The organism is Citricoccus muralis (genome assembly GCF_029637705.1).
Classification (GTDB): Bacteria; Actinomycetota; Actinomycetes; order Actinomycetales; family Micrococcaceae; genus CmP2.
In genome coordinates, this window is sequence record NZ_CP121252.1 from 2,787,626 (window position 1) to 2,804,116 (window position 16,491).

Sequence of the window (16,491 nt, forward strand, 5' to 3'; positions counted from 1 at the left end):
TCAGCGAACGGCGTAGTGGCGCACCCGGTCCTTGACCCCGGTGAAGCGGAACGGGGCCTGGGTGACGGGTTCGACGTCGTAGTCGTCCGAGACGGTGCGGTGGGCCTCGTGCAGGGCGCGGTAGGTCGGATAGTCGATCTCCTCGCGCGCGGACAGCTCCTCCACGGCCGCGGCGGCGTCGAGATGAGCACGGTAGCCTTCCTGCACCACCCCGGTGAAGAACTCGGCCACCGCCCCGGAGCCGTAGGAGAAGAAGCCGAGGCGCTTGCCGGTCAGGTCGGTGTCGGCGTGCAACTGGGCGGCCAGGCCGAAGTACATCGACGCCGTGTAGGCGTTGCCCAGCTGACGGTTGTACGTCATCGACTCCTCGATCAGCTCATCGCCAAGCTCCACCCCGGTGTGGGCGGCGAGTGCGGCGTGGGCCTTACGGGCCATTTTGGTGAAGGGCTGGTGGTGGATGAACCGGTCGACGTCGGTGACCTTCAGCTCACGGCGGGCGGTGAAGTCATCCCAGGAACCCAGGGTGGCCTCGATGTAGGCGTCCATGGAGAGCTTGCCCTCCACGAACGGGGTGGAGGAGTCGTTGGGACGCCAGAAGTCGTTCACATCCGCGGTGTAGAGCCCGGACTGCGGCTCGATCGCCACCAGGGCGGGATCAGCCGAGATGAGCATGGCCACCGCACCGGCACCCTGGGTGGGCTCGCCGGAGGAGTCGAGCGCGTAGCGGGCAATATCGGAGGCCACCACGAGCACCTGCTCATCCGGGTAGCGGGCGATGTGACCCAGTGCCGCCTGGATACCGGCGGTCCCGGCATAACACGCCTGCTTGTACTCGACGGTGCGCACGTGCGGGCCCAGCCCGATGAGACCGTGCAGGAACACCCCGGCGGACTTCGACTGGTCGACGCCGGTTTCGGTGGCGAAGATGACCATGCGCACGTGGTGCTCCGGGTGACGGGCCAGCAGCCGCGATGCTGCTGTCGCCGCCATGGTCACCACGTCCTCGTCGGGGGCGGGCACGGAGAACCGGTCCTGGCCCAGGCCGCGGTGGAACTTGGCCGGGTCGATCCCGTGTGCCTCCGCCAGCGCGTCCAGCGGGAGCACGTAGTGGGCGGTGGCCGCCTCCAGGTCGTGGATTCCGATGTTGTTGCTCACTGTTGCGATTCTCCTTCGCCGTCGGCGACCCTGCTCAGGGCGATCAGGCCCGACGCTGCCTGCGTTCGAATACGGTGTGCGCCTTCATGAGCTCACCCGGGTTGGTTTGGGCCGCCAAGAGCGACAATTCTCCACACACCACGGTAGCGGCAATCTGGGCTGCGAGGCGACGTGTGTTCGCGCCCGGCTCACGCTCTTCGCGCAGGCCGAGCCGCACCATGGCCTCTTCCACATGCTCGAGGTGCTTGCCGTTGCCCACGGTGCCCACGATCAGGTGGGGCAGGGTGCAGGCGAAGTACAGTCCGTCCTCGCGGTCCTCAGCGTAGGTGAAGCCCTGGGAGCCCTCCACGATATTGGCGGCGTCCTGGCCGGTGGCCAGATAGAAGGCGAGCAGCATGTTCGCGAAGTGCGCATTGGCCGAGCGCAGGGCCCCGGCGATGGTGGAGCCCACGTAGTTCTTCTGCACCACCAGTTCTGCAATGGCGCCGGCCGTGGTGTGCAGGTGCTGCTCGACGACGTCGTGCGGGATGAGAATGTCCGCGGTCACCGAGCGGCCGCGGCCGAGTACGCCGTTGACGCCGGTGGCTTTCTTATCGGTGCAGAAATTGCCGGAGATGGAGCCGTAGCTCAGCCCGATCTCCCAGGAGAGGATACGGGTCATCAGGCTGTCGGCGGCGGCAGTAGCCATGTTGTGCCCGGAAGCGTCCCCGGTGCGGAAGGCAAAGCGGACAAACAGCAGCGAGCCCACGATCTCGGGGTGAATCTCGATCAGCTGGGCGAACCGGGAGCCCTCAGAAACGACCCCTGCGAGTTCGTCGAAGCGCTGCTCGATGATCTGGGCGGCGTGGTGGGCTGCGGCACCGTCGACCGCGGTGAACAGCACGGAGCGGGTCATCCGTTCGTCGACCACGGTGGCGGTAATGCCGTTTTCCACGAGCCGGGAGATCTTCGCGCCCCGGCCCACCGAGGGCCACAGCGGGGTCTCGTAGGTGGCCAGCGGCACCTCGATCAGTTCGGTGGACTCGGTGCCGGAACCGGAGATGGCGTTGCCGCCGATTTTGATCGGTCCCACCCAGCGGGTCGGAATGGCGGTGACGGTGGTGGTCTCCCGGTGGGTGCTCACATCTGCTCCTTCGAAGGGGTCTGGGCGCGGACGATATCGGCGGTGTCGCCGGTGACGACGACGTCGACGCCGGTGAACTCCGTGGGACTGGGGGCACCGAACAGTGCGTGCAGGGCCACCAGCTGCTCGCGCCAGGATTCCATGACGGTGGCCAGGGTGGCGCCGTCGTCGTCAGGATGCTCGAGGGCCACCGAGAGAAAGCCACCGGCCACGCCCACGGCGCGGGCGCCCAGGGCGAGGCAGCGCATCACATCCAGCGGGTGGCGCACCCCACCGGAGGCGAGCACGGTCAGATCGTGGCGCACCGCGGAAGGCAGGGAAGCGGCATCGAGCAGGGCCGCCGGGGTGGACAGGCCAAAACCAGCAGCAGCGGACAGGTAGCTGAGATCCTCCACCGGGTCGCGGCGGTCGTTCTCGATCCGGGCGAAGTCGGTTCCGCCGGTGCCAGCCACATCCACCAGGCGCACTCCGGCGTCACGCAACTGGGTCAGGGTGCGGGCCGAGAGGCCGAAACCGACCTCCTTGACCACCAGCGGCACGCCGTCGTCGTCGAGTGCTGCGGCGATCTGTTCGATGAGGCCGAGCCAGCCGGAGAAATCGCGGGAGCCCTCCGGCATCACAGTCTCCTGCACCGCGTTGACGTGCAGCTGCAGCCCGTCTGCAGCTAAGAGTTCGACGGCGCGGCGGGCGTCATCCACGCTGCGCCCAGCACCGATGTTGGCCAGCACGATCCCGTGCGGGTTCTCTTGTCGGATCACGGTGAACGTCTCGACGGTCGACGGATCATCCAGGGCGATGCCCACCGACCCGGAGGCCATGGGCACTCCCGCGCGGGCGGCGGCCTGGGCCAGGGTGCGGTTCAGGGCGCGCGCCTTCTCGGTGCCGCCGGTCATGCCGTTCACGTAGAAGGGTGCGGGGAAGCGCCAGGGTCCGACGTCGACGCCGAGGTCGACCTGCTTCGGTGAGATCCCGGAGAGGGCGTGGTGGCGCACGGTGACGTCATCGAAAGCGGTGCGCGCGGCGCGGATGCCGGGTTGTTGCTCAGCGGCCAGGCGCAGGTGGTCATCCTTGCGGGAGGCGGCCGTCGGCTCGGTCATCGGGTGCGCCTCTCTGTGGTCACAGTCAGGTCCAGTGGGCGGATGCCCTCCAGGCTCCAGGCGCCGAAGAGTGCGGCTGGATCGGAGTCAGCGGGTACCAGCACGATACCGCAGTCCCCACCCCCGGCGCCCGAGGGTTTCGCGGCGGCGCCGTGGTCTTCGGCGATCTCGCACAGCCGGCGCAGCGTCCCCGTCTCGATGGTGATCCCGGTGGTCTCGTGCAGCCCGCGCAGCAGGACCCGAGCCGTGCGGATCAGGGCGGAGATCTTCTCGGCGTCGTCGTCGTTCACCGCGTCGATCAGTCCGGCGACCATCGCGGAGGAGGCGGCCAGAAACCGTCCGTATCCGGGGGCATCCTGTGGTGAGTGGTGTTTCACGGAACCCACCAGCGCCTCGGTCGAGGCAGGTGAGCCGGTCCAGCCCACCCGCAGCCGTACCGAGGTGGGGGTGTTCAGGCGCTGCACGCGGTGCGGATCCCAGCCTGGGTGGACCAGCGCCTCGGTGACGGTGCCCGCGGCCAAGGCGGTACGCAGTGCGGCACGATCCGGGGAGGCGTAGCCCAGCCAGCCGCCGAACGTGGATGCCGCAATATCCCCGCCGGAGGACCTCGGCGAGATGGCGACGGTGGCCAGCAAGGAGAGCCGGAAACGCTCGTCGTCGCTCAGCCCCAGCCCGTAGAACTCGGCGATGGCGGACACGGTGGCCGCCACCACCGCGCCGGAGGAACCGAGCCCGAATTTCAGCCCGTCGGCGTCGTCGAGTTCGGAGTCGATGTGCAGGTCGAAGTACCGCGGGGCAATGCCGCGTTCGGCACGCAGCCGCTCACAGGTGGTGATGGCGGAGGTGACGAAATCGTAGGGGTGATGCTCGACGACGATCTCTCCGGTCGCCTCGTCCCGGCGCCAGACCACGGGCAGCCGGCCGTACTCGGAGGAGTGCACGCGGCCGGAATCCTCGGAGCTGGCGGACTCGTTCAGGGTGATGGTGATGTACCGGTCCACGGCGACGACCACAGCCGACTGGCCGGGCTCGACGACGGCGTACTCACCGGCAATGTAGAGCTTGCCGGGGGCGCGGGTGACGATCACGCGGTGGCCCCCGCGGCGTCAGCGGCGTCGTCAGCGTTCACCACGTGTGCACCGGGACCCGGACGCAGCACCTTCGCCTCACCGTTCTCGGCGTACTGGCCCAGTGCGCCGGCAATCTGCTCCGCGTCCTCGGGACGGGAAATCACCACCACATTGGGTCCGGCGTCGGCGGTGGCGTAGGCCTCCACCCCATTGGCACGCAGTTCGGCGACCGCGTCGAATACCTGGTAGGAGGCGGGCGCCAGGTAGCGGATGGGCGGCTCGCACGCGTTGATGACGGCGTGCATGCGCATCGCATGGGCTTCGGTGATCTCGCCGATCCGGGTGAAATCGGCGTCAGCACACGCCCGTACCATCTCGTTCAGCGACTCTTCGGTGGTGGTGATCCAGGCGCGGTAGAACGGGGAGGTGGCGGCGGTGGCGCGCATGCCGGCCCGGGAGGACACTTTCTTCGCGCCCGAGGCCACGGTGACCGCAATCATGGCCAGGTCGGGTGCGGCAATCTCTTCGGCGTAGGAGGTCTCGTCTGAATCGCCCGCATGCCAGACGGCGAACCGGTTGATCACGGAGCGGCAGGCGGAGCCCGAACCGCGCCGGGCCAACCGAGAGAGGTCCCGGGTGTCAAGGTCCAGCCCGTAAGCTGCGGAGGCGGCCTGGGCCAGCGCCGCAAAGCCCGACGCCGAGGACGCCATCCCGGCTGCGGTCGGTCCTTCATTCACGGTGGTCACCTGGGCGTGCGCCGCCGCGGTGTCGAGTCCGCGCTCCTGAGCGAGCCCGCGCACGATATCGAGAAACGCCCCGACCCGCTGGGTGGCCGAGTCGGTGTGGTCCAGCTCTGTCCCGTTGAGGTTCAGCGCATCGGCGGCGTCGTCGAGACGCACCGTGGTGGTGGTCGCGTAATCGTCGAGCGTCATCGACATCGACCCGGCCACCGGGATGATCAGGGCCTCGTCCGCCTTGCCCCAGTACTTCACCAGGGCAATGTTCGGATAAGCGCGCGCGGTCGCCTGGGTCACGGGGCCTCCTGGGGAGTATCGGCGGATGGGGCGGGGCTGACTCGCGCGGTGGGCGCGGTATGCGTGGTCGGGGTGGTGGGCACCAGCGAAGTGGTCCACACTCGGGTGGCGCCCACGGAGGTCATGGCAGCGGCCAGGTCACCCGCTACTTCGAGCGACGGGGCCAAGGCCAGCACGCAGCCGCCGAGTCCGGATCCGGTGAGCTTCGCACCGTAGGCACCGGCCTCCAGCGCGACGGCGACGAGGGCGTCCAACGCCGGCGAGGACACCCCGATGCGGGCCAGGTGCCGGTGGGCGGCGTTCATGTTGCGGCCCAGGCGCGGGGCATCGCCGACGGCGAGCGCGTCCGCGGAATCCTCCACCACCTCGGTGAGATCCCGGGTCATCCGTTCCACGGCCTCCGGCAGTACGGTGCGCAGCATCCGCACGCCGTTCACCGCCGACGACGTCGACCCGGAGGTCCCGGTATCCGCAATCACGAAGGTCATCCGCTCCGCCACCTTCACGGTGGTCGGTTTGCCGGCCTGGAAGCGCAGCGGGGTCAGTGATTGGACCGCGTGCCCGTCGAGTCCAGAAGAGGTACCGTGCGCAATCTGTTCGGCTTCCTGCACCAGCGCGTGCGTCTCCGCCGGGCTCAGCCGCACCCCACCCGCGTTAGCCACGGCCCGCACAATCGCGGCCGACACGGCAGCTGAGGAACCCAGCCCGCGCTCATACGGAATCGTGGAGCGCACGATCACCTCGAGCCGATCCGGGCGCAGATCCACCCGTTCCGCCGCGGCTTGGCCCGCCCGAATAATCGGCGCCATCATCGCCGGCGCCTGACTGATGGGCCCGGTGTAGAGGTCGGAGGTGATGGTAGCGGTCTTCGCCTCGCGCACACTCGCCGCGGCCTGCAGGTCCAGCAGCGGCAAGACGATGGCCGGCGCCCCATAGACCACAGCATGCTCGCCGATGAGGATCGCCTTGCCGTGAGCGGAGCCGAGACCCGCGTGGGATGCAGTGACCGGCGCGGTTAACGACGACGGCCCCGAGGCGTCTGCGGCAGACGGCTCGGGGGCTGACGTGTCAGGCGCGCGGTGGCGCCTCCAGGGTGTCTCAGAAGTCATGAAGGTGTGGTGGGTGCGAGGTTGACGGTCACATGCTGGAGTCTAATTTACCCCGCACGGTCCTCTTCCCCCGATTCGAGGCACCACGATCTGCGTCACGCACCATCGATCTCACGCTCTTCCAACAATTCCGGTGCCTCAGGCGCTTCCGGGCTGGATGTTGCGCTGGCGGTACCCGATGACGCCGAAGCAGCAGCCTCAGCGCCCGGATTCGCGCCGTCACCACAACCGGTCAGCCACAGCAGCGACCCCGCCAGGATCACACCGACCCCGTCTAAGTTATCCACAGGCTAGGGTCCCGAAGGATTCCCCTGCCGAAAAATGCGCGTCAGGCGTTCCAGAGGCCGTAGGAGTCTGCGAGGTCCGCAATCTTCTGGGCGCGGGCCAGACGCGGCAGGTAGGAGCCATCGCCGACCGCTGCGCCCTGTGCGTGGGCGTAGAGCAACTCGCGCGCCCACTCGAGCTCGTCTTCCGAGGGGCTCATGGCCCGGTTGATGGCGTCCACCTGGTTGCGATTCAGGCACAGTCGCCCCGTCATGCCCATCGATGCGGTGTGTGCGGACCCGGCCAGCACGGCGTCGTCGTCGTCGGTGGCTAACGGCGGACCGTCAATCGCACCGGGCAGCTTGCCCACGCGCGAAGCCATCACCAGTTTGGAGCGGGCGTAGGCCATCGCCATCGGGTCGTCCGAAACACCCACGTCCTTGCGGAAATCGTTCGTGCCGAAGGCCAGGCGGAAGGTGCCCGGCGCCTTGGCCACGTTGTTGGCGTTCTCCACGCCGACGGCGGTTTCCAGCAGGGCGAGCACCGGGGTGCCGGCGCGCAGCCGCATGGCCGTGTAGGTCACCTGCTCCGGTTCCTCGGTCATCGCGAGCATGACGCCGCGCAACCCGTTCAGTCCGGAGAGGGCTTCCAGGTCCTCCGCCCAGTCGTCAGTGCCGGTGCCGGAAATGCGCACCCACGCCGTCATCCCCCCGGAGAGCGCGTCGACGACGTGGCCGCGCGCCTCATCCTTTTTTTCGTCCGGAACCGAGGCTTCCAGGTCGATGATCACCGAGTCCGCCTCGCTGGCCAGGCCGGGGGCGTAATCCTCCGGACGGGCGGCGTTGATGAGCAGCCAGGTGCGGCTGAGCTTGGCGGGAAGAGAGGCAGCGCGACGATTGCGGATCGACATGTCTCCAGCCTAGTCCACGCCGTCGAGCCGGGCTGGCGGAATGACATCGATAGGGCGAACACCACACCTGCGCGCTCCCCGAGTCCGCTACTTTGCATGTTGCATGCAACCTGCTATCGTGACTCAGGCAACAACGTGCGAGAGGTCTCAACTGGAGAGGAGGCTCAGTGCAGCAGCCAATCGATGGCCGCGTCCGCGTCCACCTGTCCGAGCTCTGGACGGGACGCCGTCTCCTGACGGATCAGCATGGTGGCCGTATGCGAGATGTGTCGCCCCACGGCCGCACCCACTGCAGCAGCGTCACCGGCTTCGAACCCAGCCATGATGTCGGCGTGGTCTTCGAAGCACTCCATGGGGGTACGCGAGGTCGGCACGGTACCCATTCCAGTTTGCAGCACGAAGTCTCGCTGTTCCTGCAACAGAGTCTTCGCTCGATCGTTCCCGGCAACGGCCATCAGTGCGCGATGGAAGTCCCGGTCGGCCCGCAGCACCGCATCGGCTTCGCCCGATTCCGCCGCGACACGAAAATCGTCGTAGGCGGCACGAACAGCAGCCAGCGATTCGGGGGTGCGCAACTCGGTCGCTCGCCGCGAGAGCGGCACCTCAAGCATCAGCCGCACCTGAAAGACCTCGATCAGCGACTCCACCGACGTCGAGCGCACTCGCATACCGCGGTTCTTCTCGATCTCGACCAGACCGCGTCGCGCCAACTCCTGCAGCGCCTCGCGGATCGGTGTGCGCGACACGTTCAGTTCGCGTCCGAGCTCCCCGGCCGTATACAGCTGCCCCGGCACCAGATCACCCGCCAAGATGGCGTTCTTGATCGATTCAGTGGCTTGCTCCGTCAGGCTCATCGATCGCGACACATGTTGCATACAACTCAGTATGCCCGAGTCCCCCTCCTTGACCTATCCCGCCCTACCCCACGATGACGAATAGCGAGACAACCAGCCCATGACGCATCATCACCCCACCTCCACGTCCCAGCCGCGCTTCGCAGTGATTGGGGCAGGCATCAACGGTGCCGCCGTCGCTCGGGAAATCACTCAGCGTTTCCCCCAGGGTTCGGTGACCGTGATAGACAAGGCGGACCACGTTGCCGCCCACCAGACCGGGCACAATTCCGGAGTGGTCCACGCCGGCCTGTACTACGAACCCGGCAGCCTCAAGGCCCGGCTGTGCCGTCGCGGCGTCGAGCTGATCACGGCCTACGCCCGTGAGCGCAACGTTGCCTACGAGGAGTGCGGCAAGCTCGTCGTCGCCCTCACCGAAGAAGAAGAGACCCGGCTCCACGCGATCTATGAACGCGCGGTTGCCAATGGTGTTCCCGACGTCGAACTGGTCGGCCCCGAGCGTATTCGCGAGATCGAACCGAACGCCGTCGGACGGCTGGCCCTGCACTCCCCCCACACCGGGATTATCGACTTTGCCGGGGTGGCACGTGCGCTGATTGAGGATGCACGCGCCGCTGGCGCCACCGTGCGCCTGGGGGCGGAAGTCACCGATATGTCGAACAACGACAACGGTTGCTCCATCACCACGCGCGACGCCGACGGACGGACCAGCACCGAAACGTTCGACTATGTGATTTCCTGTGCTGGACTGCAGTCCGATCGCGTCGCCGCGCTGGCCGGGGGCGCCGCCTACCCCAAGATCGTGCCGTTCTTCGGCCAGTACTCTCAGCTGGATTCCCAGTACCGCACCATCCTCAACGGTCTGGTCTACCCGGTGCCGGATCCGGCCTACCCGTTCTTGGGCGTGCACCTGACCAAACGGGTCGACGGCGAAATGCTCGTGGGGCCCAACGCTTTCCTGTCCTTCGGCCGAGAAAACTACACCGGCTGGAAGATCGGAGTGAAGGACAGCCTGGGCGTGGCCGCCAACCCCGGGTTCTGGAAATTCGCCGCACAGAACGCGAAAGCAGCCGTTCAAGAGTTCAGTGCGGTGATCTCACGCAAGAAATTCCTCGAAGGTGCGGCCGAATACGTGCCCAGCCTCGAGGGAGTACCTTCTCGCCCGATCACCCGCGGCATCCGGGCCCAGGCGATGGATGAGAACGGCGCATTGGTCGATGATTTCGTGATCGAGCACATCGGCCGGGCCACCCTCATCCGCAACGCACCGTCCCCCGGCGCCACCTCATCCCTCGCTATTGCCGAATACATTCTCGACGTCGTCGGTGAAACCCACGGCCTCACCCGGAAGGACGAGAACAACGAATGATACGCGGGTAGCGCACTGAGCCCGCCACCGCGCAAGAAGCACCCGTTTCCCGCAACATCAGCATGAGCGTGCGCACCCTCCGAACCGGGCTTTCCCGTCGCCCCGACGACGTCCATAAGGCCGATACCCCTGGCCGCCGAGCGCTACGGCCAGGGGGCCGCCGGGGTCCGTGCTCGAAGCCGTCGAGGCCTGCCTCGCCCACCGGCTCAGCATCCCAATCGCCGCTCGTTCCATCCCCGTGCACGTGAACACGTTGCGCTGCCGCCTGCTCCGCTTCAGCGAACTCACCGGCGCCGATCTCGGCTACGTAGACACCCTCATCGAGCTCTCCTGGGTCCTCGCCGCCCGCCGCGGCGACCCGCGCTCCTAACCGCCCCGGCGCACTACCCCGGATGACGCGCATCTGTGGATAACCCTGTCCAAGGATCTGGGTGTCGGGCTATATTTGGAAGTCGTTTGACCTGTTGACTGATCTCGACCCGGCCCGACGCTTCACCTTAGAGGGGCCAGGAAGCCTGGACCCATGGCCCGCACTGCCCCTACCGTCAGCACATCCCGCGCGCTCCGCACTGCCCGTCCCGTTCGTCTTGCCGTGGTCGGCGCCACGTTGAGCATGGCCTTCGCCCTCACCAGCTGCAGTGACTCCGGCGGCAACAATGGCGACGACGCCGCCAGCCCGAGCGCGTCCAGCGCCACCGCGTCCAACACCGAGTTCATCCCCGCCTCCGCCGACGGCCCCGCCCAGAACGTCCCCGTCCCCGCACTCCCCGACGCCGCCCGCGAACAAACCCCTGAAGGCGCCGAAGCCACCCTCGAATACTGGTGGGACGCTATGGAATATCTCTACCTCACCGGCGACCCTGAGCAACTCATGGCCGCATCTGAAGCAGATTGCGAAGTCTGCGAAATGATGGTGGAGACCTGGGAATCTGCATATCGAAACGATGAGTGGAGCAGTCTAAATGGGGAGATCGAGATCGAATCCACGCTGAGCACCGTCGACGAGGAAGTATCTCAGGCAGATATCGATTACTCACTAACGCACCCAGAACTTCGCCATTACTCGTCTAATGGCGACGAGATTACTGAGTCACGTACAAGTTTCGACAATCAACCCTGGTTCGCGATTCTGAACTACGACGAGTCCAACGGACAGTGGCTTCTATACGAGTCAGTCCCCTCAGATCTCCTCTCCGAGGAAGAGGAACAAGGGAACGAGAAATGATATGAAGACTGCACTTGCGACCCTCGGACTAATCGCACTCGTCCTTACCTCAAACACCGTAGAATTCGAGGACAAAATCAACGGGGAAGATCAGCTCCGCGTCGTCGCCACAGATCGTATTCACGGTGCAAAGAACCGCTCGGCCGAAAACGCCACTAATCACTCTTCAACGTCGTCAGCCACCGGTCGCACGGGCAGTGTTTCGCAGCATATGGAGAAAAAGCCGGACAACCACGTCAGCAACGCTCCCGCACCCAACTCAGTTAAAGCGCAGAAACGGCGAACCTCCACCTACATCGACGGTATGAACGCTAGCCTGTGCAACACTGGCGAAACCATCCGCAATGTCCCACAGCGCACCCTCATGGAAAACGGGCTCGCTTACTGCCCGGTGAGCACCCCAGACCCCGTCGAGCCAGCCACACCCGCTGCCCAGGCACCAGCCCAACCAGCCGCACAACCCGCAGCCCAACCCGCAGCAGCAGAACCAGCCATGCCCGTGATCACCCTGAACGATCTACAGACCATGTTCGCCCCGGAATCGGAGATCGTGATGGACCAGAACGGGTTCGGACTCATCAACGCCCACACCAACGTCTACGCCTCCACCTACCGCCCGCAAACCCAGACGCAAACGATGCTGGGCCGGCAGGTCACCCTGCGGATTACTCCGGTGCGGTGGGACTGGCGCTTCGGCGACGGCGCCAGTCTGACCACGGATGTTCCCGGCCATCCCCAGGATCGGTTCAACGAAGAAACCCCGACCAGCCACATCTACACCGAGACGGGAACCTTTCCCGTGGATCTGACCACCACCTACGAAGGCGACTACCAAGTCGATGGCGGTGATTGGATCCCGGTCGAGGGCACCATGACCGTGGCAGCGGAAACCCAGCAGGCCGATATCTGGCGAGCAAAAACCCGCAACGTCGCCGAACCCTGCACACCGGGATCCACTGCTTGGGGCTGCACTGGCTAACGCTGTGCCGATGATAGACGACTCAGCGTGAGAATTCTCGGCTGTTCACTCCCATGCTGGGGGAGGATCGAGATCCGCATTGCCCGGGCGATGGTAGCTGTTGCGCTGCGGAGTCGGATCTGGGTTGAGCCAGATGGCCGGAGTAAACCAGGCGACGCCGTCGACCATTTTCACGCTGTACTTATCGTGATGTACCAACCGGTGACATCCGGGGCACAACAGCACCAGATTGTCGAGGTCAGTCGTGCCGCCTTTCGCCCAGTGCTTCACATGGTGGCCCTGGCACCAGGCTGCGGGCGCGGTGCAGCCCGGGCGTGCGCAACCGCCGTCGCGGGCAATCAGCGCGTTCTTCATGGCTTGTGGCAGTAGCCGATGGTCGCGCCCTTGGGCCAGCACCACCGTTTTCTCGGGATTCATCACTGTCGGAATAATCAAAGCATCACAACTCAGCGCCAGAATCTCCGTGGGACTGAACGGCCCCGTGTGAGTAGCTTCAAACAACGTGCCCCGACCTCGCAGCGGCGGGGGCTTCGATCCGGGTGACTCGCCTTCGACTTGTCGAACCAGTTCCTCGTAATCGACGACGGCGTTGATGCGCGGCAGCAGTCCGCTGTTTTTCGGCAGCTCCCCTTCCCGTGCCAACCCCTGCATGCCAGCGTAGAACGCGGCCATCAGCGCTTCCAGCTGTAGAGCTTCGCGGAGCGGTCGGTTCAGGCGGATCTGTTCGGGCGTCGCCCAGGGGTCCGGCGGTGTGAACTCCGGATCGAGTGGGTCGAGGGCAACGTTGCCCGGCTCGAGGCGGAAACCATCATCTTCCGTTCCGGACTGCGCGTCGGGTCCGGTGTTGGAATCAGCCCCTGTGGTTTCGTCGGTTCCGGCATCGGGCTCGACCGCAAGCCCAGCGGAGCTCGAATCTGCAGCAGAATCCGCGGGAGCGTCGTCGCCGTTCAGCCCTACTTCAGCTTGGTAGCGCTCGAACAGGGCATCGAGTGCTTGGGCGCGCTCCTTGACGGTGAGCGACCGCGGATTCGTGGCGGCCGAGGTCAGGGACGCCAGCAACTCGTGCAGGACATCATTGAGGCGCATCTTCCACTCATGCAACCCGTCGGCGTTGCGCCCCAGGTAGCTCAGACCGTGAGCGGGTGGCTTGCCATTCTCTTCCGGTGGCACGCCGTCCTGGTCCAGCAGGGCCTTGGTGCGCTCGACCCAAGTGGCGCAAAGGTCGCGGAATTCCTCTGCCGTACCAATGCTGACCTGCCCCGCCAGGAACTTATCACCCGAGGCGATGGCCAGATTCACCTTCTCCTGAGGCACTTTACAGCGCCGGCCGTAGGTGACCACCTCCTGGAGGGAACTGGTGATGCGCTGGGCGTTCTCCGGCGCGACGGATCCAGAAGTGTAGGCGCGGCCGGTGTGGCGATAACGCGGTGCGGCAGAATCGGTGACCTCCGCGAGCGCACCAGGCAGCGGGCGCGGAAGCAGATGCTGACCGGCCTTCACCCGCGTCCGGGCGACGCTCTTTGACACTCCGATCAGCTCGGCCAGATACGCCGGGGCGCCGGTGTAGTCGGTTTCCTTCTCCGGAATGCCGAGCCGTTCATAGCGAGTCGCACGCAGGGAGAAGGACCGATCCACGTGAGCGGCGAGCGCGGAATTCACCGCATCGGCACTGCGCCGCAAGTCTTCAGCCGCGCGCACTACCGCGGGCAGCCAAGGGAGGTCGTCAGACTCGTCGGGGTGGACCCGCTCTGCCCCGGCGGCGCAGGGACTTCCCGACGCCGGCGCATCGTCGTCGAAAGATCCGGTAGCCCACAGCGTGCCCCAGTCCAGTGGTTGCTCATCATCGCCGTGCGAGTTGAGACTCTCGAACCGCTGAATCGAGGAGGGTTCGACGACGACGTCACGCACCTCCGCAACGATGCGCTGCGCGAGACCCAACTGGCGATGCAGGGGCAAGGTAGCAAGGGCGGCCAGCATTTGGGAATCGGTGAGCTGAGTGAGATCAAGGAGCTGCTCCTCTGCCAATGCCGTCATCCCCTCGCCTCCTCGCCCAGTTCACGACCACGTGCTCTTCGCTTTCCTGTTCCCGTAATTTCAACCTACACGTCGATGGCACCTTAAGACAAGTGTACGATGTTGCCGTGAGTGAAACATTCGCAAGTACACCAAGAGGGTCGGGGCTTGGTCGGGGTTTGTAGGTGACCACGAAAGTACGGAGCCGACATTGAAGAAGCGAATGTGCGCAGATCACACCGTGCCCCGCAGTCTGGTGTGAGTCGAAAATCTCCACCCGCACCTTCAACGAGGAGACGCCATGCTCTTGCGCATCAGCCTGTTCATCGTCGCGTTCGTGATGTACCCGCTGGCCTGCGAGCTCTTCCGGGTGACGGACATCCCGCGACGGCTCATTCCGGGCACCATCGCTCTGGGCATCTTCACCTTCACGATGACGGCGCTGCCCGGCTCCCCGCAGGTGCAGAACATCATTCCCGGCCAGTTCTTCGGCATCGAGTCCTTCCCTGGCCCAGGCATGGGCCTGATGGGCGGCGCACTGATTTTCGGCGGCGGCCTGCTGTGGCTGGAGTACCGTCGTCGTCGCCTGATGGCCGCGGGCGAGCACTTCGACAGCCCGGCCAATACTGTCATGTCGAGCGGATCCAGCGAGGACGGCGACTGGTCCGCCAGCTGATCGTCTCCCCAACATCCCCTCGGACGGCGCGGACCAGTATCGTGGCCAGTACCGAGAGAAGAGGAATCACACCATGACACTCGACAAGACCGTTGCCTCCGCCGCGGAGGCTGTGGCCGACATTCCCGACGGCGCCTCGCTCGCCGTCTCCGGGTTCGGGCTCTCCGGAAACCCGATCCAGCTCATTGAGGCGCTCCTCGAGCAGGGCGCCGGGAACCTGTCCATCGTTTCGAACAACTGCGGCGTGGACGGCTGGGGCCTGGGCATCCTGCTCAGCGCCGGCCGCATCGCGAAGATGACGTCGTCGTATGTGGGTGAGAACAAGGAGTTCGCACGCCAGTACTTGGAGGGCGAGCTCGAAGTGGAGCTGGTCCCGCAGGGCACCCTCGCGGAGAAGCTGCGCGCCGGCGGCGCGGGCATTCCAGGGTTCTACACTCAGACCGGCGTCGGGACCCAAGTGGCCGACGGCGGCATCCCGATGCGCTACGACACCGAGGGCAACGTGGTGAAAGAGTCTCCGGCGAAAGAGGTGCGTACGTTCAACACCTACGGCACCGAGCAGGAATTTGCGCTGGAGGAGGCACTGGTGACCGATTTCTCCCTCGTGCACGCCGCGAAGGGAGACCGGCACGGGAACCTGGTGTTCAACAAGGCCTCCCGCCAGTTCGCACCACCGGCTGCCAGCGCCGGGCGCATCTGCATCGCCCAGGTGGAGGAACTGGTAGAGCCCGGGGAGATCGATCCCGACGAGGTACACCTGCCCGGGGTCTACGTTCACCGCGTGGTGGAGGTCGGCACCGACATCGAGAAGCCCATCGAGAAGCGCACCGTGCGAGAGGAGAACTGAGATGACGCAGCAGACCGAGCGCACTGGCTGGACCCGCCAGCAGATGGCGGCCCGCGCCGCACAGGAACTGACCGATGGCGCCTACGTCAACCTCGGCATCGGCATGCCCACGCTGATCCCGAACTACATTCCCGAAGATCGGACTATCATCCTGCAGTCTGAGAACGGGATTCTGGGCACCGGCCCGTACCCCACCGAGGACCAGATCGACCCGGATCTGATCAACGCAGGCAAAGAGACCGTCACTGTGAATCCGGGGGCGTCGTTCTTCGACTCGGCGCAGAGTTTCGCGATGATCCGCGGCGGAAAGATCGATATCGCCGTGCTGGGCGCCATGCAGGTGGCAGCCAATGGCGACCTGGCCAACTGGATGGTGCCGGGCAAGATGGTCAAGGGCATGGGCGGTGCCATGGATCTCGTGCACGGCGCGGCCCAGGTGATCATCCTGATGGACCACACTGCCAAAGACGGCACCCCGAAGATCCTGCCCGAGTGCACCCTGCCGCTGACCGGCAAGGGCGTGGTGGACCGGATCATCACCGATCTTGCCGTGATCGACGTGGTGGGCACCGCCGAGCGCCCGGAGTTGCGCCTGGTGGAGACCGCTCCCGGCGTATCCGAAGAAGAGGTCCGCGCCGCTACCGGCGTCGAACTCAGCTGAACCCGAACCGGCGCTGACCTACTGGTTTCCGCCTCACGAGCCTCCGGCGCGGTGGTTACGACCACGGCACCGGAGGCTCAGTCGCGTTAGGATGAGGGGCAACAA

17 protein-coding genes are annotated in these 16,491 nt (G+C 65.9%); 7 read left to right on the top strand and 10 right to left on the bottom strand.

Translation table 11 applies throughout. From position 1 onward, the window contains the following. The 9 genes from P8192_RS12810 to P8192_RS12850 all read right to left on the bottom strand — a co-directional run bounded on the left by P8192_RS12810 (position 1) and on the right by P8192_RS12850 (position 8,616). Positions 1-1,155, bottom strand: a complete 1,155-nt coding sequence (locus P8192_RS12810) for a hydroxymethylglutaryl-CoA synthase (RefSeq protein WP_278157404.1) — start codon at positions 1,153-1,155, stop codon at positions 1-3. Positions 1,156-1,198: 43 nt separating this feature from the next. Further along, positions 1,199-2,278: a hydroxymethylglutaryl-CoA reductase gene (locus P8192_RS12815; protein ID WP_278157405.1), complete on the bottom strand. Its 1,080-nt coding sequence runs from the start codon at positions 2,276-2,278 to the stop codon at positions 1,199-1,201. Next, positions 2,275-3,375 carry a type 2 isopentenyl-diphosphate Delta-isomerase gene (fni, locus tag P8192_RS12820; protein WP_278157406.1) on the bottom strand — a complete coding sequence of 367 codons (1,101 nt, stop codon included), beginning with the start codon at positions 3,373-3,375 and terminating at the stop codon, positions 2,275-2,277. Before fni ends, P8192_RS12815 begins: the two co-directional genes overlap by 4 nt. After that, entirely contained in the window at positions 3,372-4,463 is a 1,092-nt protein-coding gene (locus P8192_RS12825) for a phosphomevalonate kinase (RefSeq protein WP_278157407.1), read from the bottom strand. The genes fni and P8192_RS12825 overlap by 4 nt, the downstream gene beginning before the upstream one ends. Beyond that, a complete protein-coding gene (gene mvaD / locus P8192_RS12830) occupies positions 4,460-5,479 on the bottom strand; it encodes a diphosphomevalonate decarboxylase (protein ID WP_278157408.1) in 1,020 nt (339 codons plus the stop codon). Before mvaD ends, P8192_RS12825 begins: the two co-directional genes overlap by 4 nt. Continuing rightward, the gene (mvk, locus tag P8192_RS12835) at positions 5,476-6,588 is read right to left on the bottom strand and encodes a mevalonate kinase (RefSeq protein ID WP_278157409.1); all 1,113 of its coding nucleotides are present in this window, start codon (positions 6,586-6,588) and stop codon (positions 5,476-5,478) included. Before mvk ends, mvaD begins: the two co-directional genes overlap by 4 nt. A 95-nt stretch (positions 6,589-6,683) precedes the next feature. Further along, on the bottom strand, positions 6,684-6,875 hold the full coding sequence (locus P8192_RS12840; protein WP_278157410.1) for a hypothetical protein: 192 nt from the start codon (positions 6,873-6,875) through the stop codon (positions 6,684-6,686). 41 nt (positions 6,876-6,916) lie between these two features. Then, entirely contained in the window at positions 6,917-7,762 is an 846-nt protein-coding gene (locus P8192_RS12845) for an HpcH/HpaI aldolase/citrate lyase family protein (RefSeq protein WP_278157411.1), read from the bottom strand. 164 nt (positions 7,763-7,926) lie between these two features. Further along, positions 7,927-8,616 carry a GntR family transcriptional regulator gene (locus P8192_RS12850; RefSeq protein WP_278157412.1) on the bottom strand — a complete coding sequence of 230 codons (690 nt, stop codon included), beginning with the start codon at positions 8,614-8,616 and terminating at the stop codon, positions 7,927-7,929. A gap of 100 nt (positions 8,617-8,716) precedes the next feature. Here P8192_RS12850 and lhgO point away from each other — a divergent pair, with 100 nt between their 5' ends. The 4 genes from lhgO to P8192_RS12870 all read left to right on the top strand — a co-directional run bounded on the left by lhgO (position 8,717) and on the right by P8192_RS12870 (position 12,189). Continuing rightward, positions 8,717-9,985, top strand: a complete 1,269-nt coding sequence (gene lhgO / locus P8192_RS12855; protein ID WP_278157413.1) for an L-2-hydroxyglutarate oxidase — start codon at positions 8,717-8,719, stop codon at positions 9,983-9,985. 169 nt (positions 9,986-10,154) lie between these two features. After that, a complete protein-coding gene (locus P8192_RS12860) occupies positions 10,155-10,355 on the top strand; it encodes a helix-turn-helix domain-containing protein (RefSeq protein WP_278157414.1) in 201 nt (66 codons plus the stop codon). Positions 10,356-10,508: 153 nt separating this feature from the next. After that, positions 10,509-11,210, top strand: a complete 702-nt coding sequence (locus P8192_RS12865; protein ID WP_278157415.1) for a DUF6318 family protein — start codon at positions 10,509-10,511, stop codon at positions 11,208-11,210. A gap of 1 nt (position 11,211) precedes the next feature. Further along, positions 11,212-12,189: a PKD domain-containing protein gene (locus P8192_RS12870; protein WP_278157416.1), complete on the top strand. Its 978-nt coding sequence runs from the start codon at positions 11,212-11,214 to the stop codon at positions 12,187-12,189. A 45-nt stretch (positions 12,190-12,234) separates the two neighbouring features. Here the strand turns inward: P8192_RS12870 and P8192_RS12875 are convergent, their stop codons facing one another. Beyond that, entirely contained in the window at positions 12,235-14,223 is a 1,989-nt protein-coding gene (locus P8192_RS12875) for an HNH endonuclease signature motif containing protein (protein ID WP_278157417.1), read from the bottom strand. Between the two features lie 280 nt (positions 14,224-14,503). On the opposite strand from P8192_RS12875, the gene P8192_RS12880 reads away from it, so the two are divergent. The 3 genes from P8192_RS12880 (at position 14,504) to P8192_RS12890 (ending at position 16,386) form a co-directional block, all read left to right on the top strand. Further along, entirely contained in the window at positions 14,504-14,878 is a 375-nt protein-coding gene (locus tag P8192_RS12880; RefSeq protein WP_278157418.1) for a hypothetical protein, read from the top strand. A gap of 73 nt (positions 14,879-14,951) precedes the next feature. Then, positions 14,952-15,725 carry a CoA transferase subunit A gene (locus tag P8192_RS12885; RefSeq protein ID WP_278157419.1) on the top strand — a complete coding sequence of 258 codons (774 nt, stop codon included), beginning with the start codon at positions 14,952-14,954 and terminating at the stop codon, positions 15,723-15,725. Position 15,726: 1 nt separating this feature from the next. Then, on the top strand, positions 15,727-16,386 hold the full coding sequence (locus tag P8192_RS12890; protein ID WP_278157420.1) for a CoA transferase subunit B: 660 nt from the start codon (positions 15,727-15,729) through the stop codon (positions 16,384-16,386). Positions 16,387-16,491: the final 105 nt, after the last annotated feature.

Excerpts from the sequence above, each read along its gene's own strand:
- P8192_RS12890 (WP_278157420.1), top strand. The coding sequence starts at position 15,727 with ATGACGCAGCAGACCGAGCGCACTGGCTGGACCCGCCAGCAGATGGCG.
- P8192_RS12850 (WP_278157412.1), bottom strand. The coding sequence starts at position 8,616 with ATGAGCCTGACGGAGCAAGCCACTGAATCGATCAAGAACGCCATCTTG.
- mvk (WP_278157409.1), bottom strand. The coding sequence starts at position 6,588 with ATGACTTCTGAGACACCCTGGAGGCGCCACCGCGCGCCTGACACGTCA.
- P8192_RS12875 (WP_278157417.1), bottom strand. The coding sequence starts at position 14,223 with ATGACGGCATTGGCAGAGGAGCAGCTCCTTGATCTCACTCAGCTCACC.
- fni (WP_278157406.1), bottom strand. The coding sequence starts at position 3,375 with ATGACCGAGCCGACGGCCGCCTCCCGCAAGGATGACCACCTGCGCCTG.
- P8192_RS12870 (WP_278157416.1), top strand. The coding sequence starts at position 11,212 with ATGAAGACTGCACTTGCGACCCTCGGACTAATCGCACTCGTCCTTACC.
- lhgO (WP_278157413.1), top strand. The coding sequence starts at position 8,717 with ATGACGCATCATCACCCCACCTCCACGTCCCAGCCGCGCTTCGCAGTG.
- P8192_RS12865 (WP_278157415.1), top strand. The coding sequence starts at position 10,509 with ATGGCCCGCACTGCCCCTACCGTCAGCACATCCCGCGCGCTCCGCACT.
- P8192_RS12880 (WP_278157418.1), top strand. The coding sequence starts at position 14,504 with ATGCTCTTGCGCATCAGCCTGTTCATCGTCGCGTTCGTGATGTACCCG.
- P8192_RS12885 (WP_278157419.1), top strand. The coding sequence starts at position 14,952 with ATGACACTCGACAAGACCGTTGCCTCCGCCGCGGAGGCTGTGGCCGAC.
- P8192_RS12845 (WP_278157411.1), bottom strand. The coding sequence starts at position 7,762 with ATGTCGATCCGCAATCGTCGCGCTGCCTCTCTTCCCGCCAAGCTCAGC.